Origin of the sequence: Paenibacillus yanchengensis, assembly GCF_042684845.1 — a bacterium.
Classification (GTDB): Bacteria; Bacillota; Bacilli; order Paenibacillales; family Paenibacillaceae; genus Pristimantibacillus; species Pristimantibacillus yanchengensis.
In genome coordinates this window covers 11,922-30,130 of record NZ_JBHUMH010000006.1, presented here as the reverse complement: position 1 = coordinate 30,130, position 18,209 = coordinate 11,922, and the positions used below count along the sequence as shown (strand labels likewise).

Annotated in this window: 14 protein-coding genes; 2 read left to right on the top strand and 12 right to left on the bottom strand. The window is 37.8% G+C overall.

Annotation, left to right across the window (positions count from 1 at the left end):
- Window positions 1-107: 107 nt before the first annotated feature.
- The 7 genes from ACFSTH_RS00875 to galA form a co-directional block, all read right to left on the bottom strand.
- A complete protein-coding gene (locus ACFSTH_RS00875; protein ID WP_377769306.1) occupies window positions 108-515 on the bottom strand; it encodes a hypothetical protein in 408 nt (135 codons plus the stop codon).
- Between the two features lie 261 nt (window positions 516-776).
- Window positions 777-1,625, bottom strand: coding sequence for an SDR family oxidoreductase (locus ACFSTH_RS00870; RefSeq protein WP_377769307.1), 849 nt, complete (start codon window positions 1,623-1,625; stop codon window positions 777-779).
- 148 nt (window positions 1,626-1,773) lie between these two features.
- A complete protein-coding gene (locus ACFSTH_RS00865) occupies window positions 1,774-2,343 on the bottom strand; it encodes a xanthine phosphoribosyltransferase (RefSeq protein WP_377769308.1) in 570 nt (189 codons plus the stop codon).
- Between the two features lie 93 nt (window positions 2,344-2,436).
- Window positions 2,437-3,315 carry a hypothetical protein gene (locus ACFSTH_RS00860; protein WP_377769309.1) on the bottom strand — a complete coding sequence of 293 codons (879 nt, stop codon included), beginning with the start codon at window positions 3,313-3,315 and terminating at the stop codon, window positions 2,437-2,439.
- Window positions 3,302-3,892 (bottom strand): RNA polymerase sigma factor, encoded by a 591-nt coding sequence (locus tag ACFSTH_RS00855; protein WP_377769310.1) that lies wholly within the window; start codon window positions 3,890-3,892, stop codon window positions 3,302-3,304. The genes ACFSTH_RS00860 and ACFSTH_RS00855 overlap by 14 nt, the downstream gene beginning before the upstream one ends.
- A complete protein-coding gene (locus tag ACFSTH_RS00850; protein ID WP_377769311.1) occupies window positions 3,858-4,094 on the bottom strand; it encodes a hypothetical protein in 237 nt (78 codons plus the stop codon). Before ACFSTH_RS00850 ends, ACFSTH_RS00855 begins: the two co-directional genes overlap by 35 nt.
- Window positions 4,095-4,585: 491 nt before the next feature.
- Complete coding sequence (gene galA, locus ACFSTH_RS00845) at window positions 4,586-6,982, bottom strand: beta-galactosidase GalA (RefSeq protein WP_377769312.1); 2,397 nt, start codon at window positions 6,980-6,982, stop codon at window positions 4,586-4,588.
- Window positions 6,983-7,109: 127 nt separating this feature from the next.
- Between galA and ACFSTH_RS00840 the strand changes: the two genes are divergently transcribed.
- The gene (locus tag ACFSTH_RS00840; RefSeq protein ID WP_377769313.1) at window positions 7,110-7,943 is read left to right on the top strand and encodes an AraC family transcriptional regulator; all 834 of its coding nucleotides are present in this window, start codon (window positions 7,110-7,112) and stop codon (window positions 7,941-7,943) included.
- 173 nt (window positions 7,944-8,116) lie between these two features.
- Here ACFSTH_RS00840 and ACFSTH_RS00835 read toward each other — a convergent pair whose 3' ends face one another.
- A complete protein-coding gene (locus ACFSTH_RS00835) occupies window positions 8,117-8,614 on the bottom strand; it encodes a flavin reductase family protein (protein ID WP_377769314.1) in 498 nt (165 codons plus the stop codon).
- Between the two features lie 766 nt (window positions 8,615-9,380).
- Here ACFSTH_RS00835 and dcm point away from each other — a divergent pair.
- Entirely contained in the window at window positions 9,381-10,733 is a 1,353-nt protein-coding gene (dcm, locus tag ACFSTH_RS00830; RefSeq protein ID WP_377769315.1) for a DNA (cytosine-5-)-methyltransferase, read from the top strand.
- A 51-nt stretch (window positions 10,734-10,784) separates the two neighbouring features.
- Here dcm and ACFSTH_RS00825 read toward each other — a convergent pair whose 3' ends face one another.
- The 4 genes from ACFSTH_RS00825 to ACFSTH_RS00810 form a co-directional block, all read right to left on the bottom strand.
- Window positions 10,785-11,510, bottom strand: coding sequence for a PmeII family type II restriction endonuclease (locus ACFSTH_RS00825; RefSeq protein ID WP_377769316.1), 726 nt, complete (start codon window positions 11,508-11,510; stop codon window positions 10,785-10,787).
- Window positions 11,511-11,965: 455 nt separating this feature from the next.
- Window positions 11,966-12,421: a hypothetical protein gene (locus ACFSTH_RS00820; RefSeq protein WP_377769317.1), complete on the bottom strand. Its 456-nt coding sequence runs from the start codon at window positions 12,419-12,421 to the stop codon at window positions 11,966-11,968.
- Between the two features lie 76 nt (window positions 12,422-12,497).
- Complete coding sequence (locus ACFSTH_RS00815; protein ID WP_377769318.1) at window positions 12,498-12,794, bottom strand: hypothetical protein; 297 nt, start codon at window positions 12,792-12,794, stop codon at window positions 12,498-12,500.
- 228 nt (window positions 12,795-13,022) lie between these two features.
- Complete coding sequence (locus ACFSTH_RS00810) at window positions 13,023-18,209, bottom strand: S-layer homology domain-containing protein (RefSeq protein WP_377769319.1); 5,187 nt, start codon at window positions 18,207-18,209, stop codon at window positions 13,023-13,025.

Here is an 18,209-nt window from a genome sequence, read left to right as displayed (position 1 = left end):
ATCATTCGTTTTTTGCATGATCTAACATTTAGTAGGCAAAAGTATTGGTAGCTTTCTTTTTCTATCGATTTACTTGGTAATATAGGTACAGCACTTATTCGTAAAGGTTATTTCGTCTGGTCTATAAATGGTTTAATGACTTCCGTTCCTCGGACGCGAGTGTAAGGCATTGGCTCAATACCGAATATTCCGGCATCGCACAAGTCAATTAAACATTTATCCTTCGCTTCCTCATGTATCTGTGCATTTCGATCAAATTTTATAACAATTTCTGTATGACTATCCGTTATACTAGCTTGATGCAATGGGTATTCTATCTCGCCTACCATCGGTAAAACTAATTCTTGCCCGGTATTCGCATTTCGATTACATATTCTAATACCGATAAAATTATTAGCAACATCAAACAACAAATAACAGAGAACATCGGTTAATGTATTATGTGTAATTTGATGTATTTTTGCATCCTTCAAATAAATGTACATTTGAGAGTCGCCTTCTATTGTAATTCGCATATTAATTCTCCTTACATCAATCATGTTTGTAGTTAGAGTTAGTATTGGCTTAAAGTGCCACATTACATTCATGACGTATCCATTTCAGCGATTAACAACGTTCTTCATCCTGCCTATATTATAAACGATTTAAAATTTTTGATTTTTGATAAATGAAAAAGAGCTGTTCATTAGCAGTACAGGACTGTTTTAACGAACAACTCTTATTTCGTAACGTTTAGCGGCTAGCATTGGCAGATCTCGTTTACCTCTCTCTATGATTTAACTATATTTTCCTACCAATGCTAACGACCACTCATATAACTTTTCTTGTTCCTGTTTATCATAAGAAAATGGCACGGTCCGTTTTGGAGTGAATTGATTATAATAATTGCCAGATACTGTCTGCAATGTTGGCTCCATTGCCAGTCGCAATGATGGTTGTGCCCCTTTTTCAGGGCTAGACATAAATAATTTTAACAGTGGTGAAAAGAAAGTTGGGGCTACTCGTGCTGATTGTGGTGTGAAAATAACACCAGGATGTACAGCATTAACCGTTACACCCGTTCCTTGTAATTTTTCGGCAATTGTATAAGTGAACATAATAACGGCTAATTTGGAAGTACCATATACTTGCATCGATTTGTATGGTGCTGGGTGGAGTAACTTTCCGATATGTAAACTTTCCGCCTGCACTCGTGATGCAACGTTGATAATACGGGCTGGTGCGCTTTTTTTCATTGTATCCAGTAACAAGTGAGTCAACAGGAACGGTGCATAGTAGTTCAACGCAAAGGTGAGTTCCATCCCATCTTTATTTTTCTCAAACGTTTGAAACAAGCCACCGACATTATTGACTAATACATGTAGTTGATCATGTTTTTGTAAATACTGTGTTGCCAAAGATTGCACGCCTGCATGCGTAGATAAATCAGCAACCAATAACTCCACATGCTCATTGCCGCTTCGTTTCACAATCTCAGCTCTCGCTTCTTCTCCCCGCTTCTTATCTCTAGCTGTAAATACTACATATGCACCTGCTTTTGCTAGCCCTATTGCGGTTTCTTTGCCAATACCAGAGTTAGCCCCAGTTACTATACAATACTTTCCTTCCATCTCTTTTTTATCCATAACATCAACTCCTCCCCATAACATTTATTTTTAGTGTAGTCTTCTTTTCTGACAATGTAAAATACACATCATGCTACCAATAAAAAAAATTATCCAGCTACCTACTCCCAAATAGAGCACGTAGTGGATAACTCTCCACATAACAAAACTACAAAAATTCAATGTGACCAGGAGACATTTGTTTGATGCGAGCTAAGGAATGAACACGAACCCCTTTTTCTTCTAGCAATTGACGACCTGCCTGGAAACTTTTTTCGATAGCACAGCCTACACCAACCAAATGAGCGCCAGACTGTGCAATGATATCGACTATGCCGATCAGTGCTGCTCCAGTAGCCAAAAAATCATCCACCACAAGCACCCGATCCGTAGCATCTAATAAATTTCGCGATATACTCACTTCATAATTTTCTTGCTTCGTGAAAGAATAGACTGGCGCACGATAAGCAGTTTCATCTTGAATAATCGATTTTTTCTTTTTTGCATAGATAAACGGTGTTTGAAGTGCTATTGCAGTAGCCATCGCAAATTGAATGCCACTTGCTTCAATTGTAATCACTTTTGTTATTTGTTCCTGGCGAAAATAGTCTGCCAACTGCTCTCCAATTGCAACGACTAGCGCCGTATCTACTTGATGATTAATAAAGGTATCTACCTTCAAAACGGTATCTGATAAAATTAATCCTTCTTGTCGAATTCGTTCTTGTAGTATATACATATAATGTAATCGCTCCTATATTAGCTATGAAAATAATGAATACCATAACTATTATAGCGAATTAGAGCAACAAAAACATAATTGTTCTTTATTCTATTTCAACAAAAATTGTAACAAAGCCACTAATCGATCCGCTCCCGCTTCTGATTTTCCTTGCACACTCATTTCATAAAATAAATCTTGTTGTCCATCATCCGATTTCCACATCAATTGCTGACCATCCTCCCTTTCAATAAGTAACGCATCTCCATGTTCTGTCACAATCGTTCGATGAGCTTTCACCTTTTCCAAATCAGTGTACAACGTTTGCCATCTACTACCTTCCAATATAGACACGATATATTCCTGATTTTCCATTTCTATAAACATCGTCACTCCTAGTATTTGATCAAGAACAGGCACTTTTTCTACAACTGTCTTGCCATCATTTTGAATACTCTCATCTATTAAACGACTACTATCTGGCCGCCCCAATTCATATTGAACATATCCTCGCTTAAACTGAATATTATTTGCATCTAATGCTGGTATATCAAATTGATCCTGTGGGACGTTCGCTTTCAGCATTTCCAATTGTTCATAAATGATCGGTTTGTCTCGCACCGTAATGATATTTTCTGGATTATTGACAGGAGAATAAATGGCGATTGCTTCCCCTGGTTGCAATTGGTTTACATACTGATCTACTACTTCCACTTGCTCTAGAGGAGGGAGATTGTCATCGTTAAATCCACGGATCGAAAATATAAGTTTACCTTGTTCATTATGAATGCCAACTACCGCTGTCGCTGCAAATCCCGTTAACAAACCAGCAACAGCAATCGAAGCAATGATTATTTGAGGCTTACTGTATCGTATTCGTCTTCTTTTTTCATGTTTAGCTGCAATCTGTTCCATCACTTGTTCCCGCACATCAATGTAATGTATTTCGATGTTTTTCAGTTGTCTTTCTAACCCGCTATCTCTGTTCATATACAATCCCCCGTTTCATGTTATCGGCATGTTCCCGTTGTAACTTTTTCCGTGCCCGCTCCATTTGTTTTCGCAAATTTACTGGCGCTCCACCGACAATTTTGCTAATTTCTTCATAGCTCATCCCATGTACTACTTTTAAAATCATAATCTCTCGTTGTTTGATAGGTAACGAACGTAAAATTATCATTCCTCTATTTGTTCCATTTTCTATTCGATCTTCTAAACGTTCTTCCATCCCTATTTCTTTCTTGTCTTGCCGCACAGCTTCTTCCGATGCCGCTTTTATAAGTAACTGTTTCCATCTACTCTGCTTCTTCCAGCTATTCAAACAAAGTCGATGTGCAATCGTAAATAACCAACCACTAGCACTACCAGTTTCTTCATATTTAGCTAAATTAAAATAAGCCCGCACGAACACCTCCTGCACAATTTCTTCTGCGTCATGATAATTTCCGATCATAAGGTAACAGTAACGAAACACTTGTTGTTGCATCATCGTCACCACTTCTGAAAAAGACTGCTGGTTCCCTTGCTTTGCTTCATGTAATAGTTGCTGCAAGCTTCGATTTTCCACATGCACTCTCCTCCTTTACTACTACTACTACTACTACTACTAACAACAGATCCCTATTATTTGTGACACTATACAAAAGATTAGCGGCTGTCCAGAAAGACCAACCAGAAATTTCTAGTTGACCTGATAATACGAAATCAGAGAAAAAATAACGACTAGCTAGGGAAGTAGATTTGTGTAAAAAAAACGTATAAACGATCATGGGAAAGGGCTTGTAACGAAGGGTTTGTTTGAAAAAACGTATAAACGGTCATGGGAAGAGGCTTGTAACGTAGGGTTTGTAGGAGAAAACGTATAAACGGTCATGGAAAGAGGCTTGTAACATAGGGTTTGTAGGAGAAAACGTATAAACGGTCATGGAAAGTAGCTAGTAACATAGGGTTTGTAGGAAAAAACGTATAAACGGTCATGGCGAGGGACTACTGACGTAAAAATTTCATATTTGAAGAATAGGTGCATGAGACGCTTCAGCATATTCATACGATCAAAACAAACTGGATAGAAAAACATTACGTTTTTCCATCCAGCTTCTTTTCATTTTAGGACTTATTAGATAACCCCTACTTTTATTTTCTTGACTTTTCATCTACTTTATCTTCTGGAATAATAACATTAATCGTGGGCACTTGCTACCATAACTAATTCAGCTGCTATTTCTTATATTGCTACTAACGATGTATAGAATGTTCTACTTTATTTTGCTAATGTTTGCTCGTTATTTTTTTCTACTTGCAATACCACTTCCGCTGGCTTTAACCCCGGAGCTGTTGCAGTTAATGTGACACTTCCAGCGGCATCGCCTGCTTGAATTAACGCCAAACACCAACCATTGAATGCTCTACGATAAGACGCTTTATCTGATTCGTGACTACTTGGATCACCGTTACCAACACCTAGTAAATGACCTGATCCAGCCACACTAAACTGAACTTCATTATCTGCCGTTGGGATAACATGACCGTGCTCATCTAAAATCGCCACTCGAACAGGTATCGTATCCGAATGATCCGCTACCATTGCTTCTCGATTTGGGTATAACGCTATTTGGTGAGCTGCACCAGTCGTTACTACGCTATACTCTTTGATCACTTGACCATTCGTTTTACCAATCGCTTTTAGTTCACCCGGCTCATACGTAACCTTCCATGCTAGATGATCATTACGATCTACTACTCGCTCCCCTAAACTGCGACCATTTAATACTAACTCTACCGTTTCTGTATTAGCAAATATACGAACTTCTATTTCTTTCCCTACTTTATCCGGTAAGTTCCAGTGCGGGAACAGATGAACGACAGGCTCGTCTGTCCAAGCTGCTTGCATATAGTAGTAGACGTCTTTCGGAAAACCACACGTATCCATTAAGCCAAAATGAGAATTAACACATGGCCATAAGTGCGGCGTCGGTTCACCACGATAATCAAATCCAGTCCACATAAACACCCCTGTTAAAAACGGGTGACGAACAACATCGCCCCATGCTTTTTCTACGCTACAACTCCATGATGGTATATCCGTACCATACATTGAACAATAACCTTTTTCCTGATCATCTTCATAAATACCCCGTGTAACCGTGAAGCTAGCACTCTCACTACCAATTATAATCCGATTAGGATACGTTTCGTGATCTCGTACATCTTGATCTTCCCGTTGCCCGTAATTGTAACCTACAATATCTGCTACGTCCGCGTAACCGCCTTCATTCCAACCATGATTCATCGCTGCGAGTGTTGGTCTTGTCGGATCTAACCGCTTTGTTGTATCGACTAATGTTTTTAGAATGCGTGCCCCCATTACTGTTCCTTCAAGAATTTCCTCATTTTCCATACTCCAAATAATAACACTCGGATGATTTCGATCCCGATAGATTAATCGTTCCAACTGCCAAAGCCCATTTGGACTACTATCTAACTTTCTATTTTCATCCATTACTAACATACCTAAACGATCACATATTTCAAGTAACTCTGGCGTTGGTGGATGATGGGCACTACGATAAGCATTACAGCCCATTTCTTTCAACAATTTTATTTTATATTCAATCAAGCTTACTGGTAGCGCCACTCCTACTCCGGCAAAATCTTGATGATTACACGTTCCTTTAATCGGAAGATGCTGATCATTTAAGAAAAATCCTTCGTTCGGATCAAAATGAATGCTACGAATACCAAATGTCGTCTCATATTGATCAACGCATATCTCATCTATATATAATGTCGTTATCGCTGTATATAACACTGGTGTATCTGGCGACCATAATTCCGGCTGGTCAACAGTCATTACTTGTGCTACTACAACTTCTTTATACCAGTCTACGGTAACATCAACCGCATCTGTTGATAACAACTGACCAACTGCATCATATAATTCTGTCACCATATTCACTTGCTTATCTACCGTATACTCATTTTTAAGTCGCGTTTCTATATGAATTTCTGCTTGAGTAGCTGTGATGACTGGCGTAGTAATATAAGTACCATGCTCTGCAACATGCAACTTATCTGTTTGTTCGAGCCAAACGTTACGATAAATCCCACATCCCTCATACCACCAACCTTCATAATCCGTCGCATCTACTTTAATGAGAATGACGTTTTTACCTTCATCACCATAGCGTAATATATCGGTCAAATCATAGGAAAAACCAATATAACCACCACGATGTTCTCCTAACTGGTGTCCACTGACCCACACCGTACTTACCCCTGTCACCCCATCAAAGTTAACGGTCCACTTCTTACCTTCGCCAGACTTATCAATGGTAAATTGCTTGCGATAAAAGCCAATACCTGTTGGTAAAAAACCATGACTACCTGGTCTTGCTCCGATCGAATTATCGTTCACGTATTGCTGCTCTACACACCAGTCATGCGGTAGACTCAATGAGCGCCACTGTAAATTAGTATGACCCATCCCTTTGTCGTTAAAAGCAATATGTAGCCACTCGCCTTCCGCTGTAGCCATATTATCCGTAATCCCACCAGTCATCCCCGCTTTGACCGAGTATGGAATTGAAATATCCCCTTTATAGAAATCCCAATTCGCATTAAACAATTGCTTTTGTCTTACTTGCTCTAATTCCTTCATAAATAATACCCTCCCTGCTAAATTCTTTTTCGAACCTTATATCTAGTGTAAAACAATATATAAATAGCAGTTAGAACAATAGTAATATATAATAGCATTATATGAAGATAGAAGGGCGGTTTCTATATTGTTTCTACCTTTTCGACTATCACCGTGGAGAGAAAATCGCTTGCCACTTCACCTCTATAGCATAGGTTCACATGTACAACAATACCAAACAAGACCTCATGGTTATCCAGCCTGGCAAATCTTTTTTACGATAGAAGGTTCGGGGAGTTTCTCCTTATCTAATCAACGTCAATGTAGTTTACAAAAAAACCAACTACTAATCATACCAGAGGGTCAAAATCACGAATATAAACCTATAGGAAATGAAGATTGGTTACTTGCTTATGTCGGATTCACCGGTGATTTAGCCCAAAGCTTTGTTTACGATTGTCAACTTCCACTGAATAAACCAATTACAATTGTTCGAACTACGGCGTTATTCAATCAAATAGAACAATTATGGAATAGTAGTGGTCATCCGACAGCGAATCAGTTAAGTATCATTTCCGTAAAACTATATGAATTTCTAGTCACTTTACTAGATAAACTGCAAGAAACTGAGCCCAAGGAAAATGTAACAGACAGCCATAACATCGATAAAGCATTACAAAAAGCAATACATTATATGAACAACCATTACACTGAAAAAATTTCAATTGCAAATATCGCTAATGTTGTTGGTTATTCACCGCAGCATTTTCAAAAACTTTTCAAAAACAGTTATGGGACCACTCCACATACCTATCTGCAACGAATCAGAATGCAGCAAGCTAAATTATGGTTAGAAGAAGATACGACGGTTCCTATTAAAGAGATTGCCTGGCGTTTAGGCATGGAGCCTAATTACTTTAATAGAATATTTAAAGAGTATGAGCAAATAACTCCTAAACAATATCGTCAGCAGTTGAAGTAACTTTCCCCTTTCCTCTGTTTAATATAAAAAAGGCTCCAGCGTTAGCTAGAACCATAAGTAATATAATATAATTTAGTTTAAAAGTAACATCAGTAAATCCTAATAAGAGAAATAACTTCTCGTTAGGACGTACTGATACTTTAAGATCGTTTAGATAATAACAAGTTATAAAATTAGTTTTCATAAAATGAAGCCGGTATCGCACCCATTTGTCTTCGGTGGTACAGTAGTGGTTGCTTATCTTCCGCAGTAAGTTCCGTCACAGCCCCTATCAAAATTGTATGATCTCCCGCTTCCACTGTTTGCACCGTTTCGCACTCCATCGTTGCATACGCTCCAGCAATAATAGGTACGTTATGTTTAGACATTTGCCATGCCACTTGACTAAATCTATCCATATGTCGAGTAGAGAATACCTGCACTACTTCTTGTTGATCAGCAGCTAATAAATGGACAACGAATCGTTGGCAATTTTTAAATGTATTTATTGACGAAACTCTATGATCAATGGACCAAAGTATCATCAGTGGATCAAGCGATACAGAAGCGAATGAATTTACTGCAAGCCCTACTGGTTTCCCCTCATTATCTACCGATGTTACTACTGTAACTCCTGTAGGATAATTCCCCATTGCAGCTTTAAAAAGTTGTTGCTTATTTTCTTTAGACATGGTTTCTCCCCCTCCAGCGTGAACTCAATGTATGACCAAAACTACTATACGCTCCCAAGCATACATCTAGGATTATAATTGCAAATTGCTAAAAAGTCACTTGTTTCCAGCTCGAAATAGTGAACACTACATTACAAATTACTTTTTTCTACGATTATCGGTACATCGAAGCTTATAATATCAATAATATGATCCAAACAAGCCATTTGATAATGTACCATTTCTTTGTCCGCATATACTTCTTGCGCAATCGATCTTTCCAAAAAATGATTAGTTTGTAGTATTCTTTTTACTGTTGAATGTTGGCAATCAACTAATTCAATTGAGTAGCATCAGGATTAGGATTACTGATTTCCATCAAATATTGAAACGTAGTATTTTCTTCGACATCAACTGAAATGGTAGCTAAAAAATGATTTTTGTATCTTTTATAGTTAAATCTAACATCAAGTGGATACTTAGCATTAAGTCTCTGTAGCTCAATTGAATGTTTTTCAAAGAGTAACTGTTGAATATGTTCTAGCTCTTTATTGTATTCAAAAACTCTTCTAAATGTTTTAGACTAGTTCCAGTGTGATTAGCTTGAATATATACATATTGTCTGATCTAAGTGATTTACTATCCATCTTAAATTTAGCTGCAAACTCAGGTACTTTTGCTCTGTTAAATTACTATCTTACACTTTCAATTATTTAAATTGACGTTCAAGCAAAATATTAGTTATAATATGGGTAGTTAAATATATATTAAACATGAGGGTGGTTACATGATAATCGCTAAAGAAGCTGTTTTAAATGCGATGAAAAAAAAAAACATTAGTACCCAAACAGAATTAGCTGAACGTTTAGGTATGAACAAATCACAATTATCTCAAATGTTATCCGACAATTTTTGCCCCATTAAAACAAATGTTATGAAACTTATTGAGATATTGGATGTTAATTTGAATGGTATTATAGAAAATGAACATAGAAATTCTATGATGGCTTTGGAAACACAAAGTTCCTATCTTCAAGTTGAATTATTTGATGATATAACTGATCGATTTAGCTATCAATTGAATGCTTACGAAGATGTCCAAGGAGTACAAGCTAAGCGTTCATATAACCTAGTTGAAACGTTTGCTGGCGCAGGCGGTCTATCAATAGGACTGGAATTAGCAGGACTTCATACAATTGCTAACATAGAATTGGATAAAGCTGCTTGCTCCACCTTGAAGTTAAACCGTCCACACTGGAATATTATCGAAGGAGATATTAATGAAATTGCTGCCAACGGCATATATAATCATCCACAATTTACATTTAAGGGTGAAATCGATGTTTTGTCAGGTGGATATCCCTGCCAATCATTTTCATATGCAGGTTTAAGGCATGGGCTAGAGGATGTGAGAGGTACGTTGTTTCATCCATTTAGTCAACTACTAAATCAACTGAAACCAAAAATCTTTATCGCCGAAAATGTAAAGGGATTAGTAAACCACGATAATGGTAATACATTAGATACAATGATTAAGATGTTTGAGCAATCTGGATATCAAGTAGTTTGGAATATACTAAATGCATGGGATTACTCTGTCGCTCAAAAAAGAGAAAGGATAGTTATTATTGGTATTAGAGATGATCTAATTGAACAGCAACAGTACGAGTATAAATTTCCTAAACCACATGAGTATAAACCTGTCTTAAGAGATATATTGATGGACTCACCTGAAAGTGAAGGATCAACTTATCCTGAATCAAAGAAAAAAGTGCTGAATTTAGTTCCACCAGGAGGATGTTGGGTCAACTTGCCTGAAGAAATAGCTAAAGAATATATGGGTGCTTCGTATCATTCCGGAGGCGGACGTAGAGGGATGGCTCGACGACTTTCATGGGATGAGCCTTCTCTAACTCTTACTACTTCCCCACAACAAAAACAGACGGAACGTTGTCATCCTGAAGAAACACGACCATTCACTGTCCGCGAATATGCTCGAATACAGAGCTTTCCGGATGATTGGAAATTTTGTGGTAGTTTAGGAAATCAGTATAAACAAATAGGCAATGCTGTCCCTATTAATTTAGCAAAGGCAATAGGTCAATCTGTCATAAACTATTTGAATAAAAATAATTTGTAACATCTAAAAGAGTCAAGTGAGGTAATAGTAATACCCCCTTGACTCTTTTCTTTATTCTTCTATGCTATCAATATTTTTCAATTCTTTAGATAATGCCTCTATCGTTTCTGCTAGTAATTCAGTACCATCAAACTCGTTGGCAATTTCACCTATTCCATTCGTTAGCTTCTTATAAAACTCGGGGTCACCTGTTAGATGATACCAGAAGTCCTTTCCTACAAGAACAGTGTAATCTTCAGCAAGTGTTTTATAGAATGCGCTAATTTCCTCATCTTCACCATAAAATATACCAACGACACAATCCATATTAGCAATCGGGATACCATTTGTACGCCCTAAATTTATAGCACCTTTAAAATGTGTTCGTATAGTAGTTACATCATCATAATTAATTGTATTAGGTCCTGCTTTGATTTGACAGTACTTCCTTCGACCGTCAAACTTATCAATAAATTCAATATCCATCCCCGTAGTCGTTGAACCATAACCTTCTAGTGTAGTATTGATAAACTTTTGCAAGTTTGCTCCAAATGATGTATTAATAGATGTTCCTAATACTCGTGGATAGATCAAAGCTTTTGCAATACTTGTTACATCATCATTTCCAGATAGAAAATTAGCAAGGTATTTATTCAAAAATGGATTTATATTAAATTCTTTAACGCTACTTAGTTTCTTTGTGTTCTTCACGTGATTCTCTGCAATTACATCTCGAAAAAACTGTTTCGCCTTATTAATAATTTCATCATTATTTGGAAACACTTCTAAGTTATCCATTATCTCACCTTTTTTGAAATCATTTATAGTCTGAGTATACTGTTTCTGTAAAAATAAGTACAGGATATACTTCAGCATAGAGTCAAAAGACCGTATAATAGTAATTAAGAGAGGTTAAGGTTGTTAAGTGAACTTATAATCATGGTTAAAGTAGATGAGTGACAACACATTCCTGATTGTGCATATTCCAGATCCAGATTTTGGTAAAATTGATGTCTTGATCATCTAAACAATTCTCAACTAGCTTGTCTAATTTCCCTATGCTAGACTGCTGCTCCAATATGTAGCTAATCAACATATTGCTAGGCTACAGCAAACCCATGGATTCTCCCCCTCCATCGTGAACTCAATGTATGACCAAACTGCTACAATACGCTCCCAAGCATACATCTAGGATTATAATTGCAAATTGCTAAAAAGTCACTTGTTTCCAGCTCGAAATAGTGAACACTACATTACAAATTACTTTTTTCTACGATTACCGGTACATCGAAGCTTATAATATCAATAATATGATCCAAACAAGCCATTTGATAATGTGCCATTTCTTTATCCGCATATACTTCTTGCGCAATAGATCTTTCCAATACAAAAGGTAATAATGTAGACTTCTCCACTATACGAACTGCCTTCCCTTTATGTTCCTCCCCTTCCATAGCAGCATAAAATGATTCGTTGTTCACAGCATAAAAAACGTAGGAGGCGAATTGTATTTCAATAGCTGGCAAACCAACGTCTACTTCAATTGGAAATACATCGGAGACCATCACATCATCAATCGTTACATCCTCACTCTGAGACTGCACAACCGCTCTTCTTACTACTACTGTTACATCATTGACACTCGGTTCCTTAATCTCTTCCAAAAATAAATACCCCTCTAGTTCCATTACATCTTTATACGTCATCATGTAAACCTCCGATTGCTTGAAATCATGACTATATTATGATCTAGCAGCATTACACTTAAACCAAAAGTCAGACTTTCTACTTATTCTCAAGCTTTAAAGCATCAATATACTGTTTAGCTTCAAGTAGTGACATGCCAAAACTTTCACGTGCTAATTTAACAGCTTTCACATCATGTCCTTCAAGTAGAAGTTTACGTAACTCATTATTTATTGCATCATTACTTACCGTCTCATCATTTAAAATTAGCTTCTTAGTAATCTGATCTAAACTATGTTTCATGCTTTTCATTTGACTAATTAATTGCGTTACATAAAAAAGTAACACAAGCACACCAGCAAAAGTAATTATTTCTATAATGGTATATGGCATCATTAAAACCTCACTATTCTTTTATTTCATACTACAATGAATAACTGGCTACGCTCCCTTCAAAAAAACTTTATCATAATCATTTATTTTAACATAATCTCATTAACCGATTGCGCTGCCAAGCACAAAAAAGACGACCTTCTCCCAAAAAAACAGAAAAATGGTCGTCTTTTTTGTTTGTACACTTAACTAATCCATCAAAATTATAAGTTCTTCCGTAATTTTATCATGCTATTTGGAGAGGAGATTGTATAATATCTGTGCCGCCTCAGCTCTTGTAGCGTTTCTTTTCGGATTCAGCTTCTTTCCATCTCCTGAAATAATTCCCGTTTCTACAAATAGCTTCATGGTATTATAGGCATAACTAGCGATATCCGCACCATCGTTAAAGTTTCCAATGGTCTTGCCGTCTGTACCTGTTGGTCGTTCACCTAGATTGCTCAATACTCGGTTCAAGATAACAAACATATCCTGTCTACTGATGGTCGCTTCAGGTGCATATTTATTTTCGCTCACGCCAGTAACTATACCAAGATGTTTTGCCGTTGCTAGGTAAGGAGTGTAATACTTATTTCCTGCATCAGTAAAATTGTCTGTTACTGTTGCGTCAAGCTCGATTCCGTAAGCATTCATAACCATGATAAGAAAATCGGCACGAGTAATGTTGCTAGCTGGAGCAAATCTATTTCCGCCCACTCCGTTTACAATTTCTCTTGCTGCCATGAAACTTACTGCCTCATTGTACCAAGCATTTGCTGTAACATCTTTGAAACTCACTTCATTATATCCCACTACAAATTGTGTTAATTGGTTCGTCTTGAAGTTCACCATTCCTGTAGCAGCAACATATTTTACACGGATTGTTTTCAACTTCCCTGCATGATTAATGTAATTAACGATGATAGCATTTTCTTTCTCACCAAGCTGTGGTGTGTAAGGGATGCTAATTTCAGCGTAACCATCACCTAAGTTGGATATTGGACTGTTACCAGCCATGACAGAGATTTCATAAACTGGTCTATCTCCAACCACTTCCTGATTTTCTGTTGTCAGACTAGCCTTAGCTACTCTTTTTATACTTACTGTAATATTTCCATCACTTGCTGTACTACTTATCTTTTCCACCGCTTCTGCACTAAATGTAACTGTTCCAAGGGCGCCATCGATCTTCATAGCTGCATCGGTTTCCTTAGCTAACTTATTAAAGGCTTCTCTTGGTATTTCCAATACAACAGTCGTTATACCTGTCTGAGACTCTACTTTAATTTCAACAACTGCACTTCCCCCAGAAGCTTCAGCTTCTTTCACTTTGTCCGTTAGGGTGTTGAGTGCACTTTCTTCAATGACTGCAATTGCCGTACCTGTACCCGAGTCGGTCGTTGCCATTACTGTAGTAGATACAGATTTTTCAGACGGCTTTGGCGATGGTGTAGCTGTCGGCTTTGGCGATGGTGTCGGTGTTGGCTTTGGTGATGGTTTCACTGTCGGTGTTGGTTCTGGCTTCGGCGTTGGTTCTGGGGTGACTCCAGGCTTTTTAATAATAATTTTCTTTTCAGCGGTAATATTACTGTTTGATTTTAGCGTTGCTTTTACAATAACAATACCTTCCGCACTAGGCTTTAATATGCCATCACTAGAAACTTTCGCAATGTCAGAATTGATGCCTGCTTCGTCTCTGACGGACCATCTAACGGAAGTATCATTTGCATCTTCCGGTTCGTAGGCAATATTTAACTGCAAGGTTTCATTCGTCTGAATTTCAGTTTTATTCCCTTCCGTAAGGATAGAAAGAGAGGTCGCTGATATTACATGTTCATAGACAATAAACTCACTCAGTGCTACTCCCATTCCAGGGATGTGTTTCATCACAGCTTGAATTTTCGTAGTTTTGACTGGAGAAAATGTTATTTCGTTATTCCCCTTTGCAAAACCTGTCTTCTTTGACTGATCCTCTATATCTACAAAATCGCTTCCATTCCAGTATTGTAACGTAATAACTTCCGGAGCCTTCGTTCCACCGTCTTCAAAAAATGGGAATTCTACACTTTCTATCATGCGCTCCTTCGAGAAACTTACACCTACAATAGCATCATTCGGATAGACTTGTTCATCATTATAATCTGTCCAAGAGCGCGAAGGCGTATTGGTATCGATGGTTCCATCATTTAATTCTAATATTCTGTCTTGCGGATACCTGTCATATCCTTTTTGAAACGTAACAGTATTAGCGCCTAAAAATATTTCGCCACCGTTTGATTTTTTTGCAATGTTTACACGAGATTCTTCCTTGCCGAGAATAGAGCTTTGAATTTTGTCTACATCCACTATAAATTCTGGATTGAATTCATCCGAATTCATATAGTTAAGAATAGATTTTTTCAATGCCTCTGCTTCAGGATATTGTTTTTGTAATTGTTCCAGCCCCATAGAAGAAACCATTAGCTTACCATTGCCTACCTTTGCCTCATATAGCAAGCCCATCGTACGAATAGTCGAGAAACTGTCAATGACCTGCACTAATGGCTGAATGTTGTCACCATCTTCATTTTTCAAATTCTCCAACACCATCGGTCTACCTAGCTTTGCCATCGGCCACCATTGAAAATTAGTGTGATATTCTGTAGGAAAATCGTTAAATACCGGATGTTCTGGATTCATAAGTAGTCCCATCGACCCTGGCTGTGATTCGCTTACAAACTGTGATGACCAGAATGCTGTAGTAAACGTTCCCGTAATACTGTTAGGGAGAGCAGCATTATTGGCATTGGGGCTAATCAGTACAGATCCACCATCCTCCAATACTATTAATGCTTCCTTATCTAGAAATTCTGTGACATACACTTCACCATCATCAGGTCTGTTATTTGCTGGGTACACCCAAATGTCGTAACTATTGATCACATTTCCTAAACTAATATCTAACTTTAGTTGGGACGCTTCCTTAATGGATGTAAGATCAATGGAAATTTCCCCTGCAGATATTAGCTTACCTTGTGTAAAGGTAGTGCTATCCATGTCACCTTGTACAACCACTTGGTTATTTTTGTCAACCAACTTATAAGAAACTGTACCAGTCATGTCGGCTGCACCATAGTTTGCCATCAAGATTTTCCCTTTGAAATTCTCGTCATTTTTCCATACAAATTTTTCGGTTTCTAACAAGATAACTTCGGGGCTGAAAAACTTTGAAAATTGTTCAGGTTTTGCAAAATCATAAGGTTTCGCATCACCAAGGGCATTCATCATACCAACTAACGCTGTGCTTTGACCGCTAAAATCTTGGATACCTAACAGAGAAATCCCGCTCAAATTTTCCGTTCGCAATGCAGCTTCAATCTCCATACGGTAAGCAAGCCGAGATAACATACCAGACGCATTGATAAATTTTTCGGTCTCTTCGTCAGTGGTGTTGGTTTCTTCGAGTTTGTCCACGACGAGATGAAGATTTCTTGGCTCCAAAACTCCTGTGTAACCATCCAGTTCTTTCAATACATCAGGGAATACTTGAAACTGCCCTACTTCAAAACTAAATACAGCTTTTCCTAAGTCAGTAACACTTTTCACGCCCTTATTGTAATTCACCGTTGTTGCGGGACGGCTCTGATTAATAAATCCGCTCATACCTGCAAATATTCCTCTAAGCGGCTCGTTAAAATAAACTTGCCCTGTAAAAAAATCACTATTTAAAGTTGGAGCCGTCCAACCGTAGGTTCCATTAGAAGCGAAGGAATACAGTCTAGTATTATCAATATCCTTCAATTCTCCTATTAGTTTGTCAGCAAATTCATAACCTCCATTTGTAAAATGCAGCTCATTACCAAATGCCAACATCACAAAGGATGGATGATTAGCGTACTCCTTCATGATTGCTTTTGCTTCTTTGCTATAATAATCTCTCTCCTGTTGCGAGGCCATCATATTATTTGGGTTCCAACTTGAAAGCTCTGGTTGGAGAAACATTCCCAACCTATCGGCAACATCAAATGCCGCTTTGGGCGGAGTCCAGCTATGGAAGCGAACCGAGTTTAATCCAAAGGATTGGTAGGTGGAAAATAGTTTCTCCCAACCTGCTTCGTCCATAGGAGCATAAGCTGTCAATGGAAAAACAGCAGTATTAGATTCGTTACGCAAAAATACTTTATTTCCATTGTTCGTAAGCTGCTTCGTTTGCGAATCAATGGAAAAATGACGCATACCAAATGTATCAGATAACTCATTGCCATTGTCCAACGTTGCTGTCATCGTATATAAGTTTTGCTCAAACTCACTCCATAATTTACTTCCATCCATACTGTAATGAGGGACGGTGATAGTCTTTACTTCATCAGTACCTATCTCTACTTCAGCTGTTGCAGGAGCAAATTCATCAACCCCCACTGTAACTGTACCGGTATAAGCCTTATCGGAAGTGTTTTTAACATCGACTTCCACAGTGACCGATTTCAAATCACTATTAGGATAAATCCTTAGATCATCAATGTTTACTTTGTTTGATATATTTAGTTCGAATTTCCCCAAAATACCATTCCAATTCGTTTGTGTCTCCTCCGTCGCCATCGAAGAAGTAGTAATAGAATCGCGGGGAGTAGTAGGGTAACTGTTATCTACCACGATTGATATGACATTTTTCTCGCCAAATTTGATCGCACTTGTTAAATCATACACCTGCGCGGTTGCCATTAAGTTAGATGTGTCCGGTGCAATAACTTCTTCAGCATTTACCCATACGCGCGTTTCTCTTGAACGCTCCATATATAAAGAAATCTGTTTTTCATCCCATGAATGAGGAACGAATACCTCTTTTTCATAAGTAGCCGGTCCAGTGTAAACATAATACCGACTGAGTCTTCTTGGATCTTTAAAAGAATTCAGAGTACCTTTCTTGTTTTCATCTAGCGTTCCTGGAAGCACCACTGTGTCATCTGAGCTTAAGTCTTCACTATATCCACCAAAATTAAAATTCCACACGCCTGATAAATCGTATACAGATTTAGTCACAGAAAGTAGTGGGTCCATAATGCCTTTGAGATCAACTGCTGCTTGATTAATTTGCATAGCTGTACTTTCCATGTTTTCGGCAACCTCAGAAGCTTGTGTCATTGTATTTTGCAAAAGTAATTTATCTTGTTCATTATCAAGTGTTCCTAGAAGCACTAGGGCTTTATCTATAAAACCACGTAGTTCCGCTAGAGAATAAGCATTTGCTTTGGTAGCAAATGCAGTCCGAGCCTTTGCAATTTCATTAGAAAGCTCATAGCTTTTGCTGTTAGTTGTGGTGATCAACATTCTTTCATACAATTCGTTGAGTATATTTTTAAAGTCGTCTACGTCTTCTTGTTTGAACTGACCAACCTCTCCGCCAATTTTTACACTTTCAACGAATCCTTTAGCGGCAATATAGGTGTCGAAAAGGTTCAT